Origin of the sequence: Amnibacterium soli, from assembly GCF_039544415.1 — a bacterium.
GTDB classification, from domain to species: Bacteria; Actinomycetota; Actinomycetes; order Actinomycetales; family Microbacteriaceae; genus Amnibacterium; species Amnibacterium soli.
Map to the genome: position 1 here is coordinate 73,967 of NZ_BAABLP010000009.1, position 16,695 is coordinate 90,661.

Sequence of the window (16,695 nt, forward strand, 5' to 3'; positions counted from 1 at the left end):
GGGGTACGCAGGAGGACGCTAGGTCGGAACCTGACCGGGACATGGACGGCGCGCCGACGACCGCACGCCTCACGCCTTCACATGCCGATGGCCCGCGGTCAGATCGAGGTGCCCACCATCGTCGGCTCCGGCTGCAGGGCGACGCCGAACTCGCCCTCCACCCGGTGCTGGATGTAGCGCGCCAGCTCGAGCACCTGGGCCGCGCTCGCGGAGCCGCCGTTCACGATCGCGAGCGTGTGCTTGCGCGACAGGTGCGCGTCGGAACCGGGGAGGCGAAACCCGCGCCGGATGCCGGAGTGCTCGATGAGCCATGCCGCCGACAGCTTCACCCGCGGCTCCCCGGCGCGCTGGGGCCGGTCCGGCAGGGCGGCGCCGAGCGGCACGACCACGTCGGGCTCGTCGCCGGCGGTCGGCCAGCGCGGCGCGTCGTGGGGCAGGGTGCGCGCGAAGCGCTCGCTGACGATCGGGTTGGTGAAGAACGAGCCGACGCTCACCGACTCCGGGTCGTGGTCGTCGAGCACCATGCCCTTCGAGCTGCGCAGCGCGAGCACGGTCGAGCGCAGGGCCGCGATCGGCACCCGCGCGCCGAGCGGCACGCCGAGCGCGTCGGCGAGCTGCGCGTACGCGATCGGGGAGCTGAGGGCCGGGCCGTCGCCGAGGTCCCGGTGCAGCACGAGCTCGATCGCGAGCACCACCCCGGTCAGCCCCTGCTTGAAGACGCTGGTGCGGTAGCCGAGCCGCAGCTCGGAGGCCGGCAGGCGCCGGACGGTGCCGGTCTCCCGGTCGAGGAACTCGACCGCCGACAGGGTCGCGGCGAGCTCCTGGCCGTAGGCGCCGATGTTCTGGATCGGCGCGGCGCCGCAGGAGCCCGGCACGCCGGACAGCGCCTCGATGCCGCTCAGGCCCTGCTCGACCGCGACGGCGCACAGGCCGTCCCACGACTCCCCCGCCTGCACGCGGACGCGCACCGCCTCGCGGTGCTGGGCGGGGCGCAGCGAGCGCTCCAGCGACAGCAGCCGGTCCTCCGGGCGCGAGGGCGGGCCGGAGGGGGCGGGCGCGGGAGCCGGCAGGCGCTCGATGCCCTGCGTGGCGACCACGAGCACCGTGCCGTCGAAGCCGTCGTCGCCGACGACCACGTTCGATCCGCCGCCGAGCACGAGCAGCGGCTCGTCCTGCCCCCACGCCTCGAGGGCGGTCGACACGACCTCCTCGTCCGTGCGGGCGACGACCACGCGGCGCGCGGCGCCGCCGACGCGCATCGTGGTGAGGTCGGCGAGCCGCAGGTCGGTGCCGGCGGCGGACTCGGCGCTCATCGGAGGGCGACGCGCACCTGGGCGCGTCCGAGCACGGTCTGGCCGCCGACCTTGGCGACGACGTCGATGCGGGCCTCGTCCGCCTCGACGAGCCCGACCTTCGCCTCCAGCTCGAGCCGCACCGAGCCCTCGGGGGGCACGGGCACCGGGCGGGTGAACCGCACCTGGTAGTCGCGGATCCGGTCGCCGCCGAAGCGCTCGACCACCGGCTGGACCGCGAGGCCCATCGTCAGCATGCCGTGCGCGAGCACGCCGGGCAGGCCGACGGAGGTCGCGACGTCGTCGCGGTAGTGGATCGGGTTGAAGTCGCCGGAGGCGCCCGCGTAGCGCACCAGGTCGTCGCGGTCGACGTCGACGGCGCCGGTGGCGACGACCTCGCCGACGGTCAGCTGCTCGCCGCTCATGCGTCGCCCCGGACCACGAGGGTGGAGGTGGCGGTGACGACGTGCGCGCCGTCGCCGTCGCGCATCACGGACTCGGCGGTGACCATCGCGTTGCCGCCGAGCGTCTTCACCTCGGTGACCGTCATCGCGGCCGTCAGCAGGTCGCCGGCGACGATCGGCCGGGAGAAGGAGAACCGCTGGTCGCCGTGGACGACGCGGGAGAAGTCGACGCCCGCGCTCTCGTCGGCGAGCAGCTGGGCGAGGGTGAGGTCCTGCACCACCACGGCGAAGGTCGGCGGCGCCACCACGTCCGGGTAGCCCGCCGCGACCGCGGCGGACGGATCGAGGCTGAGCGGGTCGGAGGAGCCGACGGCGCGGGCGAACTCGCGGACCTTCTCCCGCCCCACGAGGTAGGGGGCGGTGTCGGGGTACGACCTGCCCTTGAGATCCACGGCCACGCTCATGGCAGGCATCGTAGGTCAGGGGGGCGCCGCCCAGGCGGCGTTCGAACGTGCTCGTCGAGACTCGGAGGATGACCACGACCTCCCTCCCCTCCCGCCTGATCGGCTCCCGCGCCGTGTCCGCCGTCGGGCTCGGCGCCATGCCCATGTCGATCGAGGGCCGCCCCGACGACGCGCGCTCCATCGCCACGATCCACGCGGCGCTCGACGCCGGCGTCACGCTGATCGACACGGCCGACAGCTACCACCTGCTCGCGGGCGAGACGGGCCACAACGAGCGGCTGATCGCGCGTGCGCTCGACACCTACGAGGGCGACGCGGCCGACGTGCTCGTGGCCACGAAGGGCGGCCACCTGCGCCCCGGCGACGGCTCCTGGACCCAGGACGGCACCGCGCAGCACATCATCGAGGCCGCGGAGGCGTCGCGCGTCGCCCTCGACGTCGAGGTGATCGACCTCTACCAATTCCACCGCCCGGACCCCCGCGTGCCGTTCGCCGAGTCGGTGGGCGCGCTGAACCACCTGCTGAACGAGGGCGTCATCCGCATGGCCGGCCTCTCCAACGTGAGCACGGACCAGATCGAGCAGGCGATGGAGCTGACGCAGGGCCGCATCGTGTCCGTGCAGAACCAGTTCTCGCCGTCGTTCCGCTCGTCCCTCGACGAGCTGCGCCTCTGCGCGGACCTCGGGCTCGCCTTCCTCCCCTACAGCCCGCTCGGCGGCATCGGCAACGCCGGGGGTCTCGGCAGGACGAACGCGGCGTTCCAGCGCATCGCCGACGACCGCGGCGTGAGCCCGCAGCAGGTCGCGCTGGCGTGGGAGCTGTCGCTCGCGCCGGTGGTCATCCCGATCCCGGGCGCCTCCCGCCCCGAGACGATCCGCGACTCGGCCGCAGCGGCCGAGCTGCACCTGACGGAGGAGGAGCTGGCGACGCTCGCCGAGTAGCCGCCTCCACGTCGCGCGTTCCCTGCGGCGTCGCGCGGCGCGCATGCCCGCCGCGCGACGCCACGGCCACCGCGCGAAGGAGCCGGGAACGGCGAAGGGCCCCTGCGATCGGGATTCGCAGGGGCCCTTCGTGACCGTGGTCAGCGATCGGTGGTCGACCGTGTCACTGGCAGCTGTCGCACTGCAGCAGATCCATCGGGTCGACCGGAATCGCGTAGCCGTCGATGCTCTCCGTGTCGAAGTTCATGACGCTCCTTCCGCTCGCTGCCGTCGACCTTCCCCAGTCGGCGGCGGGTGTTCGATGCCCCCGCTCCCTGAGCGAGTGGAACCACCATATACCGGGGCACCTGGGGAGTCGACCCCCTACATGTTGTGTCGGTAACGATTCAGGCAGCAGGCCCGGAACGACGCGGATCGGAGCCTCGCGGGCCCGCGTGTCGCGGCGTGTCGACGTCGCGGGAGCACGATCGCACGCCGCACCGACACGGCACGTCACGGCGAGGAGGAGAGCGGGAGCGGGATGCTAGAGTCGTCGTCGCTTCCGGCCCGGTGACGGGCTCGATGCAGGCCCCGATAGCTCAGTGGTAGAGCATCTCCATGGTAAGGAGAAGGTCAAGAGTTCAATCCTCTTTCGGGGCTCGGACAGGCCGACCGCGCACCCCGCGGCCGCACGTCCTCGCGGCGGGGTAGCTCAGGTGGTTAGAGCACACGGCTCATAATCGTGGTGTCGCGGGTTCAAGTCCCGCCCCCGCTACAACAGGCCCGGATTTCTGCGGATCTCCGGGCCTTCGCCGTTCCCCGCGGGAGCGACGCCCTTCCTCCGCATCACGACGGAGGGGGACCCGCGGGTCGGACCGGGACGGACCCGCGGCGATCGGCCGACGGAGCCCGCGGGCTGACCCCGACGGATGCGCGGCCGGTCCGCCTGCGCGTCGAGCCCGCGCAGCCCCGCCGATGACGGAGAGTTCGGTCATGTCGTTCCCGCCGCTTCGGAGACCTGCGCTGTCGGTCAACTGGTCGACGATCTGGGACCGCATCGCGCAGGCGGATCCCGACCGCGCCGCGCTCGTCTGGCGGGACGAGCGCACGTCCTTCGGCGACCTGGAGGACCGCGCAGCGCGGCTCGCCGGATGGCTGCAGCACCAGGGCGTGCAGCGGGACGATCGCGTCGCCTGCCTGCTGAACAACCGGCCGGAGTACGTCGTGTCGATGTACGCGGCGATGAAGCTGGGCGCGGTCCCCGTCAACCTCAACTTCCGGTACGCCGAGGCGGAGCTGCGGCACGTCGTCGAGATGACCCGGCCGCGCGTCGTCGTCGTCGCGGCCTCGCTCGTCGACCGCCTGGTCGCGGCCTCGGCCGGCACGGCGGAGCCGCCCGTGCTGGTGGCCGTCGAGGACGGGTCGGCGCCCGCGACCGGCGTGCCGTTCGCTGAAGCGATCGCCGGAGCGCGGGCGCCCGGGTGCGACCGGTCGGGCGCGGACCGGATCTTCCTGCTCACCGGCGGCACCACCGGGATGCCGCGGGCCGTGGTCTACCGGCACGACGTCGTGCTCGACACGCAGCTCACCTCCGCGTACAGCACGCTCGGCGTCGACTTCCCGCACGACCTCGAGGAGGCGGTCGGCCTCGCCGTCGACCCGGCCCTCGAGCACCCGGTCACGCTGCCGATCACCCCGCTGATGCACGCGATGGCCTTCTTCAACGCGATGAACACCCTGCTGACCGGGGGCACGCTGGTCTTCCTGCCGTCGAGGCGGTTCGATCCCGCGGCGGCGCTCGAGACCGTCGCGGCCCACGGCGTGACGCGGCTGATCATCGCCGGTGACGCCGTCGCGGTGCCGCTGGCGGAGGAGCTGGGGCGGCGGCCGGACGCGCGGTTCGACTCCCTCCGCACCGTGATGAGCTCGGGGATGGCGTGGAGCGACCGCACCAAGCGCACGCTGCTCGAGCGGACGGACGCGGAGCTGATCGACATCGTGGGCGCCAGCGAGGGCGGTCCGTTCGCGATGTCCCGCACCGGCGGCGTCGACGAGCTGCCCAGCCGACTGCGGCTGCTGCCGGGTGCCGTCCTCCTCGACGGGCAGGACGACGAGCTCGAACCCGTCCCCGGCGCGGTCGGCCTGCTCGCCTACAGGGGTGCGACGCCCGAGGGGTACTTCGAGGACCCCGTCCGCACCGCGACGGTCTACCGACGGGTGCGCGGCACGCGCTACCTCGTGCCCGGCGACTGGGCCCGCTTCGAGGCGGACGGTGACGATGCTCGGGCGCGGCGACGCCGTCGTGAACACCGGCGGGGAGAACGTCTACCCCGCCGAGGTCGAGGCCGCGCTCGCCGAGCACCCGGGCGTCGCCGACTGCGTGGTGTTCGGGCTGCCCGACGAGCGCTGGGGGCAGGCGGTCGCCGCGGCGGTGGAGCTGCGGCTCGGCGCGACCGTCACCGTGGAGGAGCTGCAGGCGCACGTCGGCGCGCGCCTCGCCGGCTACAAGAAGCCGCGGCACATCTCCATCGGCACCATCGAGCGCGGCGCCACCGGCAAGGTCCGGTTGCCCGCCCTGCGGGAGCGCGCGGACGCGGAGCGCGGCCCGGCTACGCGGTGACCCGGCCGAGCGCCGCCCGCTCGATCCGGTGCAGCTCGGCCTCGGCCTGCGCGGCGTAGGTCTGCAGCATCTCGGGGCGGATCGACGTCGCGGCGCGCGGCCGTGCCGAGAGCAGGCAGAAGGTGCCGATCATCCGCCCGCCCAGGTCGTGCAGCGGATGGCCCGCGTAGAACGGCAGGTGCGACTGCAGGATGAAGGGGTTGGTGCGGAAGCGGGGATCCCCCGCCGCATCCGGGACGACGAGCGACCCGTCGGCCGGCACGTGCGCGTCGTACGACAGCGTCAGCGGGATCGACACCGGGGTGTCGGCGGAGGCCGCCGCGAACCACATCCGGTCGCCCTCGAGATAGGTCACCACGGCGAGGGTCACCGCGAACTCGAGCTTGGCGGCGTTCACCAGGCGGCGCAGCTCCGGCGTCCCCCGCTCAGCCGCTGCGGCGAGCAGGTCCGGCGCCCCCGACCACGCCCAGTGCTGCACGTCCACCTTCGCCCGCCGACGGTCCGCGCCGCGGCCGCGGTGCTCGTCCAGCAGCGGAGCGACGCCCGCCGCGATGCCGTCCGCCCGACTCCGGTAGCTCATCGCGGATCCCCACGAGCGGCCGGCTTCGAGCTCGGCCGGGTCCAGCGGGAGGAAGGTCGTGTTCGGTGTCGAGGCGGCGATCCGATCGGTCACCGCGTTCATCGCGTCCGCCCGCCGCTGCCCGAGGCGTGCGATCAGCGGGGTGATCTGCAGGAAGGACGTCACCGCCTGGACGCCGCAGACCACCACCGGCGCGTCGTGCCGCAGGCCCGCCCGCAGGTGCGCGAGCAGCGCGGTGACGTCCCGCTCCCACGCCTTCACCGGCGTGAGCCGCACCGCGTCGTTCAGCCCCATGACGACGACCACCGCGTCGTAGCCGGTGAGGTCGCGGGCACCGAGCCAGGTCACCGCCGACTCGGCGTTCATCAGCTCCGCACCGACGAAGTCGACCTCCGCGGCACGGCCGGTGGCCTTCGCGATCGCCTGCGCGAGCTGACCGCAGAGCCCGAGCTGATGGGACACGACGCCCCACCCGTGCGCCGGTCCGTTCCCCAGCAGCAGGACGTGGTCCGCAGGGCCCTCGCCCGAACGGGCCGACGGCGCGTCACGGGCGTAGGGGACCGAGCCCGCAGCCGCGAGCGTCTTGGCGTACCAGAGACGCGCTGCTGCTCGGATTCCGAGATCGTCGATCATGTGAGGTCCGATCCGCTCGACGGGACTGGTCGCCGGAACCCTCGCACGGGCGGGCCCTCGGAACGGGTCGCACACGCGCACCGCGCGCTGGACGAGCCGGGCTTCGGGACCCTCGCTCGGCGATGAGGAGGAGCACGACCGTCGGCGCGGGTGACGATCGGCGAGCGTCAGGACGCGCTCGTGCAGCCGGAGCCCGCCACGCGGATCCGCGAGGCCGTCCGCTCGTGCCCGGCGGCCCCGGCTCAGCGCGCGTCGTCGAGGCCGGGACCCGGGTCCCGCGCCCCGACCGGCTGCGACGCCATCGGCCGCGGGACGTCCAGCACCGCCTGATCCTCCGCCGGCGCATCGACGAGCCGGGGCAGCCGGACGTCCGGCTCCGGCCCCGGGTGCCGTCGCAGCTGGACCACGAACAGCACGACCCCCAGCGCGACGAGGAGGAACGAGGTCCACTCGTTGTCCGGCACGCCGAGGAGACCGCCGCTGGTCGGGTCGATGCGGATCGACTCGAGGTAGGCGCGGCCGATGCCGTACCAGACGAAGTAGACGGCGATCGCGCGACCCCAGCGCAGGGCGACCCGCCGTTCGAGCAGGACGATGACGAGCGCGCCGAGCAGGTCCCAGACGATCTCGTAGAGGAACAGCGGGCTGAATAGGGTCCCGGCGGGCAGGCCGGGCGGGAACTTCGGGTTCGAGGCCTCGATCTGCAGGCCCCACGGCAGCGTCGTCGGCACCCCGAACAGCTCGTGGTTGAACCAGTTCCCCAGTCGACCGGTGGCCTGGGCGACCAGCAGCGCGGGCGCGAGCGCGTCGGCGAAGGACAGGAACCGGATCCCGGCGCGCCGGCACGCGATCCACAGCCCGACGGCGCCGCCGATCTCGGCGCCGTAGATCGCGTTGCCGCCGTCCCAGATCGCGAACACGTTCCAGAGGTCGTCGCCCGCGGCGAAGTAGTCGCCCGGGTGGGTGACCACGTGGTAGATCCGCGCGACGACGATCCCGAGCGGCACGGCCCAGATCGCCGCATCGAGGGCCAGGCCTTCCGGTGCGCCGCGGTGGCGCAGCCGCACGCCGGTGATGAGCACCGCGGCGACGATGCCGGCGAGGATGCACAGCGCGTAGGTGTGCACGGTCAGCGGTCCGATGTGGAACTGCGCCCATGCGGCCGGCGGGCTGGGGATGCTGGAGGCGAACGGCTTCATCACCGCCAGTCTCACCCCGAGCGCCCGCCCGCCGCGCAGCAGGCCGGCGTCCGACCAGGTGGCCCGCAGCCCGGGTCGGGCGGCGGACCGCTCTCAGTCCCGCGAGGCGCGGCACCCGAGGGGATCGAGCAGCAGCGCGGCGGCCGTCCGCAGCCGCTCGAGGTACTCGACGCGGTCGGCGACCTGGTGCTTCACTCCGACGGAGACGCTGATGAGGGTCCGGACGACGGCCTCGGGGTCGCGCACCTCGGCGCGCAGCGCGTCGTCGAGCATGCGCTGGAAGCGGTCCGGCCCCGCAGCGGCGACGGGGCCGAGCAGACCGGGGTTGTCCGAGACGAGCGCCTGCACGTCGCCCATCGGTCCGACGTACCGGCCCGCCCAGTGATCGAACGCCTCGACCACCCGGTCGACGAGCGGCCGGTCGGGCGCGGCGAGGGCCCGCTGGGCCATGGCGAGGTCCAGCTCGATCGCGCGCTCGATCGCCGCCCGGAAGAGCGCCCCCTTGGAGGAGAACAGGAAGTAGAGCCCCGGCCGGGAGATGCGCGCGTCGGCCGCCACGTCGTCCATCGACGTCTTGCGGTAGCCGAAGCGGGCGAACGTCTCCAGCGCCGCGTCCAGCACCGCCTCCCGCCGCCCCTCGGGCGCGGGTCGGAGCGCTGCGCTCAGCCCGTCACCCATGGCAGCACTGTAACGACTAGACAGGTTTCGCGCTTTCCGTATAGTTCGACGATGCCTGCATCCGAGCTCATCACCACGCCCTTCTCCCACGCGTCGACGACCGCCGACGTCCTGGCCGGCGCGTCGCTCGACGGCGTGCGCGCCGTCGTCACCGGCGCCTCCTCCGGCCTCGGGGTCGAGACGGCCCGGGCCCTCGTCTCGGCGGGCGCCGAGGTCGTCCTCGCCGTGCGGAACCGGAGGGCCGGCGAGGCCGCGGCGGCGGGGATCGCGACCGCGACGGGTCGTCGGGCCCCGGAGGTGCGCGACCTCGACCTGGCGGACCGGGCGTCCGTCGCCCGCTTCACCGATCGCTGGGACGACCCCCTCCACCTGCTGATCAACAACGCCGGGATCGTGACGGGCGGGCTCGAGCGCACCCGCGAGGGCTGGGAGCTGCAGCTCGCGACGAACCACCTCGGCCACTTCGCGCTCGCGACCGGCCTGGTCGACGCGCTGCGCCGCGGCGCCGCCGAGCGCGGCGAGGCACGGGTGGTCGCACTCAGCTCGACCGCGCACATGCGCGCCGGCGTCGACTTCGACGACCTCCACTTCGACCGCCGGGAGTACGACCCGCAGATCGCGTACGCGCAGTCGAAGACCGCGAACGCGCTGTTCGCCGTCGAGGCGACCCGACGCTGGTCCTCCGACGGCGTCTTCACTAACGCCGTCAACCCGGGCGGCATCAGGACCGGTCTGCAGCGCCACTTCACCGAACGGCAGCGCGCGTCCCTCGACGCCGCGGAGGCAGCCGGCGCCTTCGCCTACAAGACCCCGGCGCAGGGCGCTGCGACGACGATCGTCGCCGCGGTGCGCCCCGAGTTCGCCCGCACCGGCGGGCACTACCTCGACGACGGGCGGGAGGCGTGCACGGTGCCGAACGACGCGGATCTGGTCCGGCACCCGCACGGCGTGAAGCAGTGGGCGCTCGACCCCGGCCTCGCCCGGCGGCTCTGGACGGTCTCCGAGGAGCTGGTGCACGGGCGATCGTGACGCCGCTCGGAGCGGCTCGTCACCGGATGCCGACGAAGGGCAGCGCCTTGTTGCTTCGACTTCAAAGCAATGCTACCTTCGCCTCACCGCTTCGAATTCGAAGCACCAAACGAGGGAGCATCATCATGAAGGCAGTGCGGTTCGACGAGGTCGGCGGCCCCGAGGTCCTCCAGTACGGCGAGGTCGAGCAGCCGACGCCCGGCGCGGGTCAGGTGCGGCTGCGCGTCGCGGCCTCCGCCTACAACGCGGCCGACAACGGCATGCGCGGCGGGTTCCTCCCGATCCCGGTCCAGCTGCCCCACGTGCCCGGGTACGACGTGTCCGGCACGGTCGACGCCCTCGGCGACGGCGTCGAGGGGCTCGCCGTGGGCGACTCGGTGATCGCGTTCCTGCCGATGGACCGCGACGGCGGCGCGGCGGAGTACGTCGTCGCCCCGGCCGAGGCGGTCGTCGCGGCACCGACGAGCATCCCGCTGGCCGATGCCGCGGCGCTGCCCTCGGTCGCGCTCACCGCTCGGCAGGCCCTGTTCGACGACGGCCGGCTCACCGCGGGTCGGCGTCTGCTGATCGTCGGCGCCGGAGGCGTCGTCGGCAAGTACGCGATCCAGCTGGCGAAGCGCGCCGGCGTGCACGTGGTGGCCACCGCCAGCCCCCGCAGCGGGGAGGCCGTGCGGGCCGCGGGTGCGGACCAGGTCGTCGACCACACGACGACCGACCTGCTCGGCGCCCTCGACGGACAGGTGGACGTGCTGCTGAACCTCGCGCCGATCGATCCGGAGCAGTTCCAGGCGTACGTCGCCGCGGTCCGCGACGGCGGCGCGGTCGTCAGCACCACTGCCTTCATGGCGACGCCGGGCGACGAGGCCCGCAACGTCCGAGCGGCGACGGTCTTCGTCCTGCCGAACCGCGAGCGCCTCGCGGAGCTCGTCTCGCTCGTCGACGCGGGCGAGCTGACGGTCGAGGTGACCCGCCGCATACCGCTGACGGAGCTGCAGGCCCTCCACGCCGAGGGCGCGGCCGGCCGCATCGCGGGCAAGGTGATCGTCCTGCCCTGACCCGGCACGCGGCGAGCCCGGACGGCCCACCGGACCCGTCCGGCGGGCCGTCGCCCGTGCACGCAGGGCCGGGACGACCGGGCGCAGATCCGGAAGACTCGTCGCGTGACGTCCGCGCTGCCGCTCTTCTCCCGGCCGACGCCGGTCGAGCCCGCTCCTCGGCTCGCGGAGGCTCTCGGGCTAGCCGCCGATCGCCTGCTGATCAAGCGCGACGACCTCATCGGGCTTGGTGGCGGCGGCAACAAGGTGCGCAAGCTCGAGATCACGATCGCCGCGGCGCTCGGGTCCGGGGCGGACACGGTCGTCACGACGGGCGCGCCCCAGAGCAACCACGCCCGCCTCACCGCGGCCGCCGCGGCTCGAGCGGGGCTGCGCAGCGTGCTCGTGCTGGAGGGGGAGGCGCCGTCGCGCCGGCTCGGGAACCTGCTGCTCGACGACCTGTTCGGGGCCGAGCTCGTGTTCGCCGGCGAGCGCGGCGCAGCAGCGGTCGCCGTGGAGGAGGCCGCGACGCGGAACGCGCACCTGATCCCGTTCGGCGGCACCAGCGCGACGAGCGCCGTCGCGTACCGCTGGGCCGGTGAGGAGCTGCTCGAGCAGGTCCCCGACGTCGGCACGGTCGTCGTCGCGGTCGGCTCGGGCGGCACCATGGCGGGCCTGGTCGCGGCGCTCGGCGCCGAGCGGGTGCTGGGCGTCGCCACCGGCGCGGTCGCCGACGCGCGCGCCGTGGTCGCAGGGCTGCTCGCCGAGATGCGCGGGCCGACGGAGGCGCTGCGCATCGACGACTCGCGCATCGGCCGCGGGTACGAGCACCTGACGCCGGAGGTCCGCCGCGCGATGTCCATCGCCGCCCGCACCGAGGGCCTCGTCGTCGACCCGACCTACACGGGCCGGGCGATGGCGGGCCTCATCGCAGCCGCCTCTGCCGGCGACCTGCCGGGCGGTCGCGTCGTCTTCCTCCACACCGGCGGCCTGCCGGGCCTCTTCGGGCACCCCGATCTGCAGCACGACGGCTGACGCCGGACCGCTGTGGATTCTTGGCCGTGTCTTGCACCCTGCCGCGCACGCTGCCGGGATGCGCGTCTCGCTCCTGCCCCTGATCTCCCGCCCGCGCCGCGACGTCCCCGTCCTCCGGTCGAACGGCTCCTCGGTGCCGATCCTCGTGGGCGACGGCGAGGTGGACTGCACCTGCTGGCGGTGCGGCTTCACCATCTGCGAGGGGCTGCGCACCGTGGTCGAGATCTCGGGCCGGGTGTTCCGCTGCCCCGGCTGCTCGGCCTTCAACCGCTCCCGGCAGTGAACGGGCGGCGCTAGCCCGGGAGCGCCTCGTCGCGGAACAGGTGCACCATCACGTCGAACTCGTTGAACAGCGACCAGTCCTCGACGACGACGCCCCGCCGCACGTACAGCTGCGTCAGGCCCCAGATCCGCACGCGGCGGCCGGTCGGCTCCCCGTAGAGCACGTGGCCGTCGTGGGTGCCGGCGCCGGTCCAGCGGACCGAGACGCTCCAGCCCTCGTCGGCGTTGCCCATCCAGTAGACCTCGTCGACCTCGAGCCCGAAGTCGGGGAAGGTGGCGAGCAGCTTGCGCGCCATCGAGCGCACGTCGCCGCGCCCGTGCCCCTCCCGGTTCGACGTCCCGTGCCACTGCACGTTCGAGGCGTAGTGCCGGTCGACGGCCGACAGGTCCCGCCGGTTGTACAGGTTGTGGAACAGGCCGCGGACGAAGCCCTCGACGTCGTCGGAGGCGGTCAGGTCCACCTCCGGCGCCAGCACGGGCACCCGCCCGCCGATGAGGCGGTCCACCTCCGTCGACTGCGGTCCGGCGAGCGCCGGGAGGGCGCGGCCCGCGAGCCGGGCGGCCGCGACGGGGTCGACGCCCACCTGCAGCAGACGGGCGACGGTGTTGTAGAGCACCCACTCCTCGACGATGAGGTTGTCGACGACCAGGCAGTTCGCGATCACCCACAGCTTCAGCGGCCGGTGCGTCGCCGGCCCCCACCGCCAGGTGCCGGTGTGGTGCCCGACGTTGAAGGCGCGGTGGGAGGTGACGAAGCCGCGCTCGTCGTCGCCGGCCCAGATCACGTCGTCCGCGTAGTGCCGCGCGTCGGCGAACGCCTCGATGGAGTCGATCGTGCCGCTCACCATCCGCTCGACCCCGATCTGCAGGCCGGCGTCGTCGTGCACCCGGCAGCCCGGCGCGTAGGTGTCGTAGATGTAGCCCACGTCCTGGTCCTCCCAGATCCGGTGGGTGATCCGCACGATGTAGTCGACGATGTCGACGTACTCGTCCTCGAAGCCGCGCATCGAGTGCTTCCGCGGGCCGCGGTCGGGCGTCTCGATCGTCGCGCCGCGGCCGAGGTCGAGCGCGATCGCGTGGTCGGGGGGCATGAAGCGGTTCGCGCTCGACGGATCGTGCACCACGACGCGCGCTCGGCCGTTCCTGCCGTCTCCCTCGACGGGCCCTGCCTCTGCCATCCGCGTCCTTCCGTCCGGGTCGGGGTGCCGGCTCACGCTAGGGCGCGGGCGCACGGCGGCCTAGGGGCCATCGGCGAGGGAGGGCATCGGCTCGGCCTATGGGCGGCGCTTCGGATTCCGAGTCACTTCTCCTATGTGCGGGCTATGCTCCGCGCGTTCCACACTCAGGCGGCCGACGGTGCCCGCCCCGAGGGCCAGCGCGTCCTCCCGGCTGGACGGCACGGCCGCCGCCCCGCACGGAAGCAGGTCTCGATGGCGCCCCTCTTCTCCACCCCTCCGCAGGGATCCCTCCGATCCCGGCGACACCCGATCGGGGTCGCCGCCGCAGTCGGCGCCGCCGTGCTCGGCGTGCTCGCCTCCACGCAGGGCGCGATGGCCGCGCCCGCACCGGCCGCGCCAGACCTCGGACCGAACGTGATCGTGTTCTCGCCGGACATGCCGGTCGCGCAGATCCAGTCGAAGGTCGACGCGATCTACGCGCAGCAGGTCGACAGCGAGATGGGGACGCAGCGGTACGCGCTGCTCTTCAAGCCGGGCACCTACGGGTCGGCCACCACGCCGCTCGACGTCAAGGTCGGCTACTACACGGAGGTGGACGGGCTCGGTCAGGACCCGGGCGCGGTCACGATCAACGGCGGCGTGACCGCCGTCGGCCGCAACGGCAGCGGGTCGCTCGACACGTTCTGGCGCTCGGTGTCGAACCTCACCATCCACGCGGTCGCCGCCCCCGGCGACGAGTGCCACACCAGCAGCGAGATGTGGGCCGTCTCGCAGGCCGCGCCGATGCGCCGCGTGGACGTGAAGGACTACACGACCTTCATGCCGTACTGCGAGAACCCGAACTACGCGAGCGGCGGCTTCGTCGCCGACTCGAACCTCGAGGGCGGCGCGCTGAACGGCTCGCAGCAGCAGTTCTACGTGCGCAACAGCGAGATCGGCGGTCAGGGCTGGTCCAACGGCGTGTGGAACCAGGTGTTCTCCGGGACCGTCGGCGCCCCGCCGCAGTCGTTCCCGAGCACCGACCCCGGCCCGTACACGACGCTGGCGACGACGCCGGTGTCGAAGGAGAAGCCGTACCTCTACGTCGACGCGAAGGGCGCCTACCGCGTGTTCGTGCCGAGCGCGAGGACGAGCTCGGTCGGCACGACCTGGGCGAAGGGGCACACCCCCGGGCGCTCCCTGCCGCTGAGCGACTTCTTCGTCGCGCACCCCTCCGACTCGATCGCGAAGATCAACTCCGCGCTGGCGCAGGGCAAGCACCTACTCGTCACGCCCGGCGTGTACGACGTCGCGAAGAGCATCGCCGTGAAGCGCGCGGACACGGTCGTCCTCGGTCTGGGCCTCGCGACCCTCACCGCGACGAACGGCTCGGTCCCGATGACGGTCGCCGACGTGCAGGGCGTGGACATCGCGGGGCTGACGTTCGACGCCGGCCCCGTGAACTCGCCGACGCTGCTCCAGGTGGGCACCGGGCACGACAAGGGCGGCAAGCACGCGGGTACCGCAGCGAACCCCACCGCGCTACAGGACGTGTTCTTCCGCATCGGCGGCCCCCACGTCGGCAAGGCGACGACGAGCCTCGTGGTCGACAGCGACCACGTGCTGCTCGACGACATCTGGGCCTGGCGCGCCGACCACGGCGTCGCGGGATCGGTCGGCTGGACGGTGAACACCGCGAAGAACGGCGTGATCGTGAACGGCGACGACGTCACGGCCATCGGCCTGTTCGTCGAGCACTACCAGCAGTACAACGTCATCTGGAACGGCGAGCGCGGGCGCACCGTGTTCTTCCAGAACGAGCTGCCCTACGACGCTCCGGACCAGGCGGCGTGGCAGCACGGCGGCATCAAGGGCTGGGCCGCGTACAAGGTGGCGGACACCGTGAGGACGCACGAGGCCTGGGGGCTGGGCAGCTACATCTACACGAACGTGAACCCGTCGCTCCACGCGACGCAGTCGTTCGAGGTGCCGGACCGGCCGGGCGTCGTGCTGCACGACCTGACCACGGTGTCGCTGAACAGTGCGGGCACGATCGACTCGGTCATCAACGGGAAGGGCTCGGCCGCGGAAGCCGAGCACAGCAGCATCCCGCACACCGTGACGACGTACTCGAACGGCGTCGCGAACTGATCGAGGTGCTCACGCTTCTTGCCGCCCCCGCACGCGGCGGGCGGCAAGAAGCGTGAGCAAGGTCTTGGGACGGGTGGCACGCTGAGGCGGTGCCGATCCTGCCGACGCCGCGGGACCTCCGGCTGGTGACCATCCGCCGCGGCGGCACGCTCACCGACCTGCACCACCGGCTGCTCGCCGACTGGGCGCTGGACTGCGCCGAGCACGTGCTGCCGCTGTTCGAGGCGCACCGGCCCGACGACGTCCGGCCGCGGCACGCGATCGCGCTCGGGCGGGCGTGGCGCGCGGGGAGGCGCGGATGCACGAGTCGCGGCTCGCCCTGCCCGCGAACACGGTCGCCCGCGGGCTGCCGGAGGCGCCGCGCTTCGCGGTGCTCGCGGCCGGCCAGGCGACCGCCGTGGCGCACGTCGCCGCGCACGACCTGGGTGCTGCCGCCTACGCGATCCGGGCGGCCGGCGCCGCGGCTCCCCTCGCGGACGCCCCTCGAGCACGGGAGGCGGAGCGGTCGTGGCAGCGCGAACGGCTGCCGGAGGAGGTCCGCGAGCTGGTGCTCGACGACCAGCGCCGCCGCAGCGCGATCTGCTGGCACGTCTTCGACGACCGAGCCGCCGATCAGTAGGAGCCGACCGCCTCGGAGTGCGCCCACGCGCCGCACGGGCTGCCGTAGCGGCCGGCGATGTAGCCGACGCCCCAGCGGATCTGCACCTTGTAGTCGTTCTGCCAGTCGCCGCCCGCGGCTCCCATCTTGCTGCCGGGCAGCGCCTGCGGGATGCCGTAGGCGCCGCTCGGGTTCGCGGCGTGCGCGTTCCACCCCGACTCCCGGTTCCACAGGTTCACGAGGCAGCCGAACTCGCTGCCCGCCCAGCCGTGCGACGCGACGAGCCCCGCCGCGTACGCCTGCGCCGTGGAGGCGGGGGCGACGGGCCCGCTCGGCGTCGCGGATCCGTCGGTCACGACCTCGGTGGTGAACCGGTCGCGCTTCACGGCGACGAGCACGTACCCGCCGTCGATCGCGAACCGCTGCACCGCCCGCTGCTTCGCGAGCACGGGCTGCCGGTAGAACGACGCCGCGGTCGCGCCCGCGTAGGGATCGGTGACGCTGACGAGCGCGATGGCCGCGCAGACGAGCACGGCGAGCAGGCTCAGCACCGAGCGCCGGCGGGTGCGCACCGCAGCCGATCGACGTCCCCGCGAGGCGGGTCGCGGCGCGGTCGGAC

15 protein-coding genes, 2 tRNA genes and 2 pseudogenes are annotated in these 16,695 nt (G+C 73.5%); 11 read left to right on the forward strand and 8 right to left on the reverse strand.

Going from position 1 to position 16,695, the window contains the following annotated elements; translation table 11 throughout:
- Window positions 1–98: 98 nt before the first annotated feature.
- The 3 genes from ABEA53_RS15935 to ABEA53_RS15945 are packed head-to-tail and all read right to left on the reverse strand — an operon-like array spanning window position 99 to window position 2,160.
- The gene (locus tag ABEA53_RS15935; RefSeq protein ID WP_345482305.1) at window positions 99–1,313 is read right to left on the reverse strand and encodes a UDP-N-acetylmuramate dehydrogenase; all 1,215 of its coding nucleotides are present in this window, start codon (window positions 1,311–1,313) and stop codon (window positions 99–101) included.
- Entirely contained in the window at window positions 1,310–1,717 is a 408-nt protein-coding gene (locus ABEA53_RS15940; protein WP_345482306.1) for a MaoC/PaaZ C-terminal domain-containing protein, read from the reverse strand. The genes ABEA53_RS15935 and ABEA53_RS15940 overlap by 4 nt, the downstream gene beginning before the upstream one ends.
- Window positions 1,714–2,160, reverse strand: coding sequence for an FAS1-like dehydratase domain-containing protein (locus tag ABEA53_RS15945; RefSeq protein WP_345482307.1), 447 nt, complete (start codon window positions 2,158–2,160; stop codon window positions 1,714–1,716). The genes ABEA53_RS15940 and ABEA53_RS15945 overlap by 4 nt, the downstream gene beginning before the upstream one ends.
- Before the next feature lie 68 nt (window positions 2,161–2,228).
- On the opposite strand from ABEA53_RS15945, the gene ABEA53_RS15950 reads away from it, so the two are divergent.
- The 5 genes and pseudogenes from ABEA53_RS15950 to ABEA53_RS16960 all read left to right on the forward strand — a co-directional run bounded on the left by ABEA53_RS15950 (window position 2,229) and on the right by ABEA53_RS16960 (window position 5,700).
- Entirely contained in the window at window positions 2,229–3,101 is an 873-nt protein-coding gene (locus ABEA53_RS15950; RefSeq protein ID WP_345482308.1) for an aldo/keto reductase, read from the forward strand.
- Between the two features lie 567 nt (window positions 3,102–3,668).
- Window positions 3,669–3,740: transfer RNA gene (locus ABEA53_RS15955), tRNA-Thr, on the forward strand.
- 41 nt (window positions 3,741–3,781) lie between these two features.
- Window positions 3,782–3,855: transfer RNA gene (locus ABEA53_RS15960), tRNA-Met, on the forward strand.
- Window positions 3,856–4,073: 218 nt separating this feature from the next.
- Window positions 4,074–5,231 (forward strand): annotated as a pseudogene (locus ABEA53_RS15965) (AMP-binding protein); the annotation flags it as partial.
- 127 nt (window positions 5,232–5,358) lie between these two features.
- Window positions 5,359–5,700, forward strand: a complete 342-nt coding sequence (locus ABEA53_RS16960) for an AMP-binding enzyme (protein ID WP_425550646.1) — start codon at window positions 5,359–5,361, stop codon at window positions 5,698–5,700.
- Here ABEA53_RS16960 and ABEA53_RS15970 read toward each other — a convergent pair.
- The 3 genes from ABEA53_RS15970 to ABEA53_RS15980 all read right to left on the reverse strand — a co-directional run bounded on the left by ABEA53_RS15970 (window position 5,690) and on the right by ABEA53_RS15980 (window position 8,790).
- Window positions 5,690–6,913 carry a GAF domain-containing protein gene (locus tag ABEA53_RS15970; protein WP_345482310.1) on the reverse strand — a complete coding sequence of 408 codons (1,224 nt, stop codon included), beginning with the start codon at window positions 6,911–6,913 and terminating at the stop codon, window positions 5,690–5,692. The two genes, ABEA53_RS16960 and ABEA53_RS15970, sit on opposite strands and share 11 nt — an antisense overlap.
- Before the next feature lie 242 nt (window positions 6,914–7,155).
- Window positions 7,156–8,112 (reverse strand): prolipoprotein diacylglyceryl transferase, encoded by a 957-nt coding sequence (lgt, locus tag ABEA53_RS15975; protein WP_345482311.1) that lies wholly within the window; start codon window positions 8,110–8,112, stop codon window positions 7,156–7,158.
- 93 nt (window positions 8,113–8,205) lie between these two features.
- Complete coding sequence (locus tag ABEA53_RS15980; RefSeq protein WP_345482312.1) at window positions 8,206–8,790, reverse strand: TetR/AcrR family transcriptional regulator; 585 nt, start codon at window positions 8,788–8,790, stop codon at window positions 8,206–8,208.
- A gap of 51 nt (window positions 8,791–8,841) precedes the next feature.
- Here ABEA53_RS15980 and ABEA53_RS15985 point away from each other — a divergent pair, with 51 nt between their 5' ends.
- From ABEA53_RS15985 to ABEA53_RS16000, 4 genes are all read left to right on the forward strand, one after another.
- Complete coding sequence (locus ABEA53_RS15985) at window positions 8,842–9,819, forward strand: SDR family NAD(P)-dependent oxidoreductase (protein ID WP_345482313.1); 978 nt, start codon at window positions 8,842–8,844, stop codon at window positions 9,817–9,819.
- Window positions 9,820–9,944: 125 nt separating this feature from the next.
- Entirely contained in the window at window positions 9,945–10,874 is a 930-nt protein-coding gene (locus ABEA53_RS15990) for an NADP-dependent oxidoreductase (protein ID WP_345482314.1), read from the forward strand.
- A 105-nt stretch (window positions 10,875–10,979) separates the two neighbouring features.
- Window positions 10,980–11,888, forward strand: a complete 909-nt coding sequence (locus ABEA53_RS15995) for a pyridoxal-phosphate dependent enzyme (protein ID WP_345482315.1) — start codon at window positions 10,980–10,982, stop codon at window positions 11,886–11,888.
- Window positions 11,889–11,946: 58 nt separating this feature from the next.
- Entirely contained in the window at window positions 11,947–12,171 is a 225-nt protein-coding gene (locus ABEA53_RS16000; RefSeq protein ID WP_345482316.1) for a hypothetical protein, read from the forward strand.
- A 10-nt stretch (window positions 12,172–12,181) separates the two neighbouring features.
- Here the strand turns inward: ABEA53_RS16000 and ABEA53_RS16005 are convergent, their stop codons facing one another.
- The gene (locus ABEA53_RS16005) at window positions 12,182–13,261 is read right to left on the reverse strand and encodes an ester cyclase (protein WP_345482317.1); all 1,080 of its coding nucleotides are present in this window, start codon (window positions 13,259–13,261) and stop codon (window positions 12,182–12,184) included.
- A gap of 339 nt (window positions 13,262–13,600) precedes the next feature.
- On the opposite strand from ABEA53_RS16005, the gene ABEA53_RS16010 reads away from it, so the two are divergent.
- The gene (locus ABEA53_RS16010) at window positions 13,601–15,478 is read left to right on the forward strand and encodes an adenylyl cyclase (protein ID WP_345482318.1); all 1,878 of its coding nucleotides are present in this window, start codon (window positions 13,601–13,603) and stop codon (window positions 15,476–15,478) included.
- A 206-nt stretch (window positions 15,479–15,684) separates the two neighbouring features.
- Window positions 15,685–16,097 (forward strand): annotated as a pseudogene (locus tag ABEA53_RS16015) (putative immunity protein).
- Here the strand turns inward: ABEA53_RS16015 and ABEA53_RS16020 are convergent.
- On the reverse strand, window positions 16,091–16,648 hold the full coding sequence (locus tag ABEA53_RS16020; protein WP_345482319.1) for an aggregation-promoting factor C-terminal-like domain-containing protein: 558 nt from the start codon (window positions 16,646–16,648) through the stop codon (window positions 16,091–16,093). The pseudogene ABEA53_RS16015 and the gene ABEA53_RS16020 sit on opposite strands and share 7 nt — an antisense overlap.
- Between the last annotated feature and the right edge of the window lie 47 nt (window positions 16,649–16,695).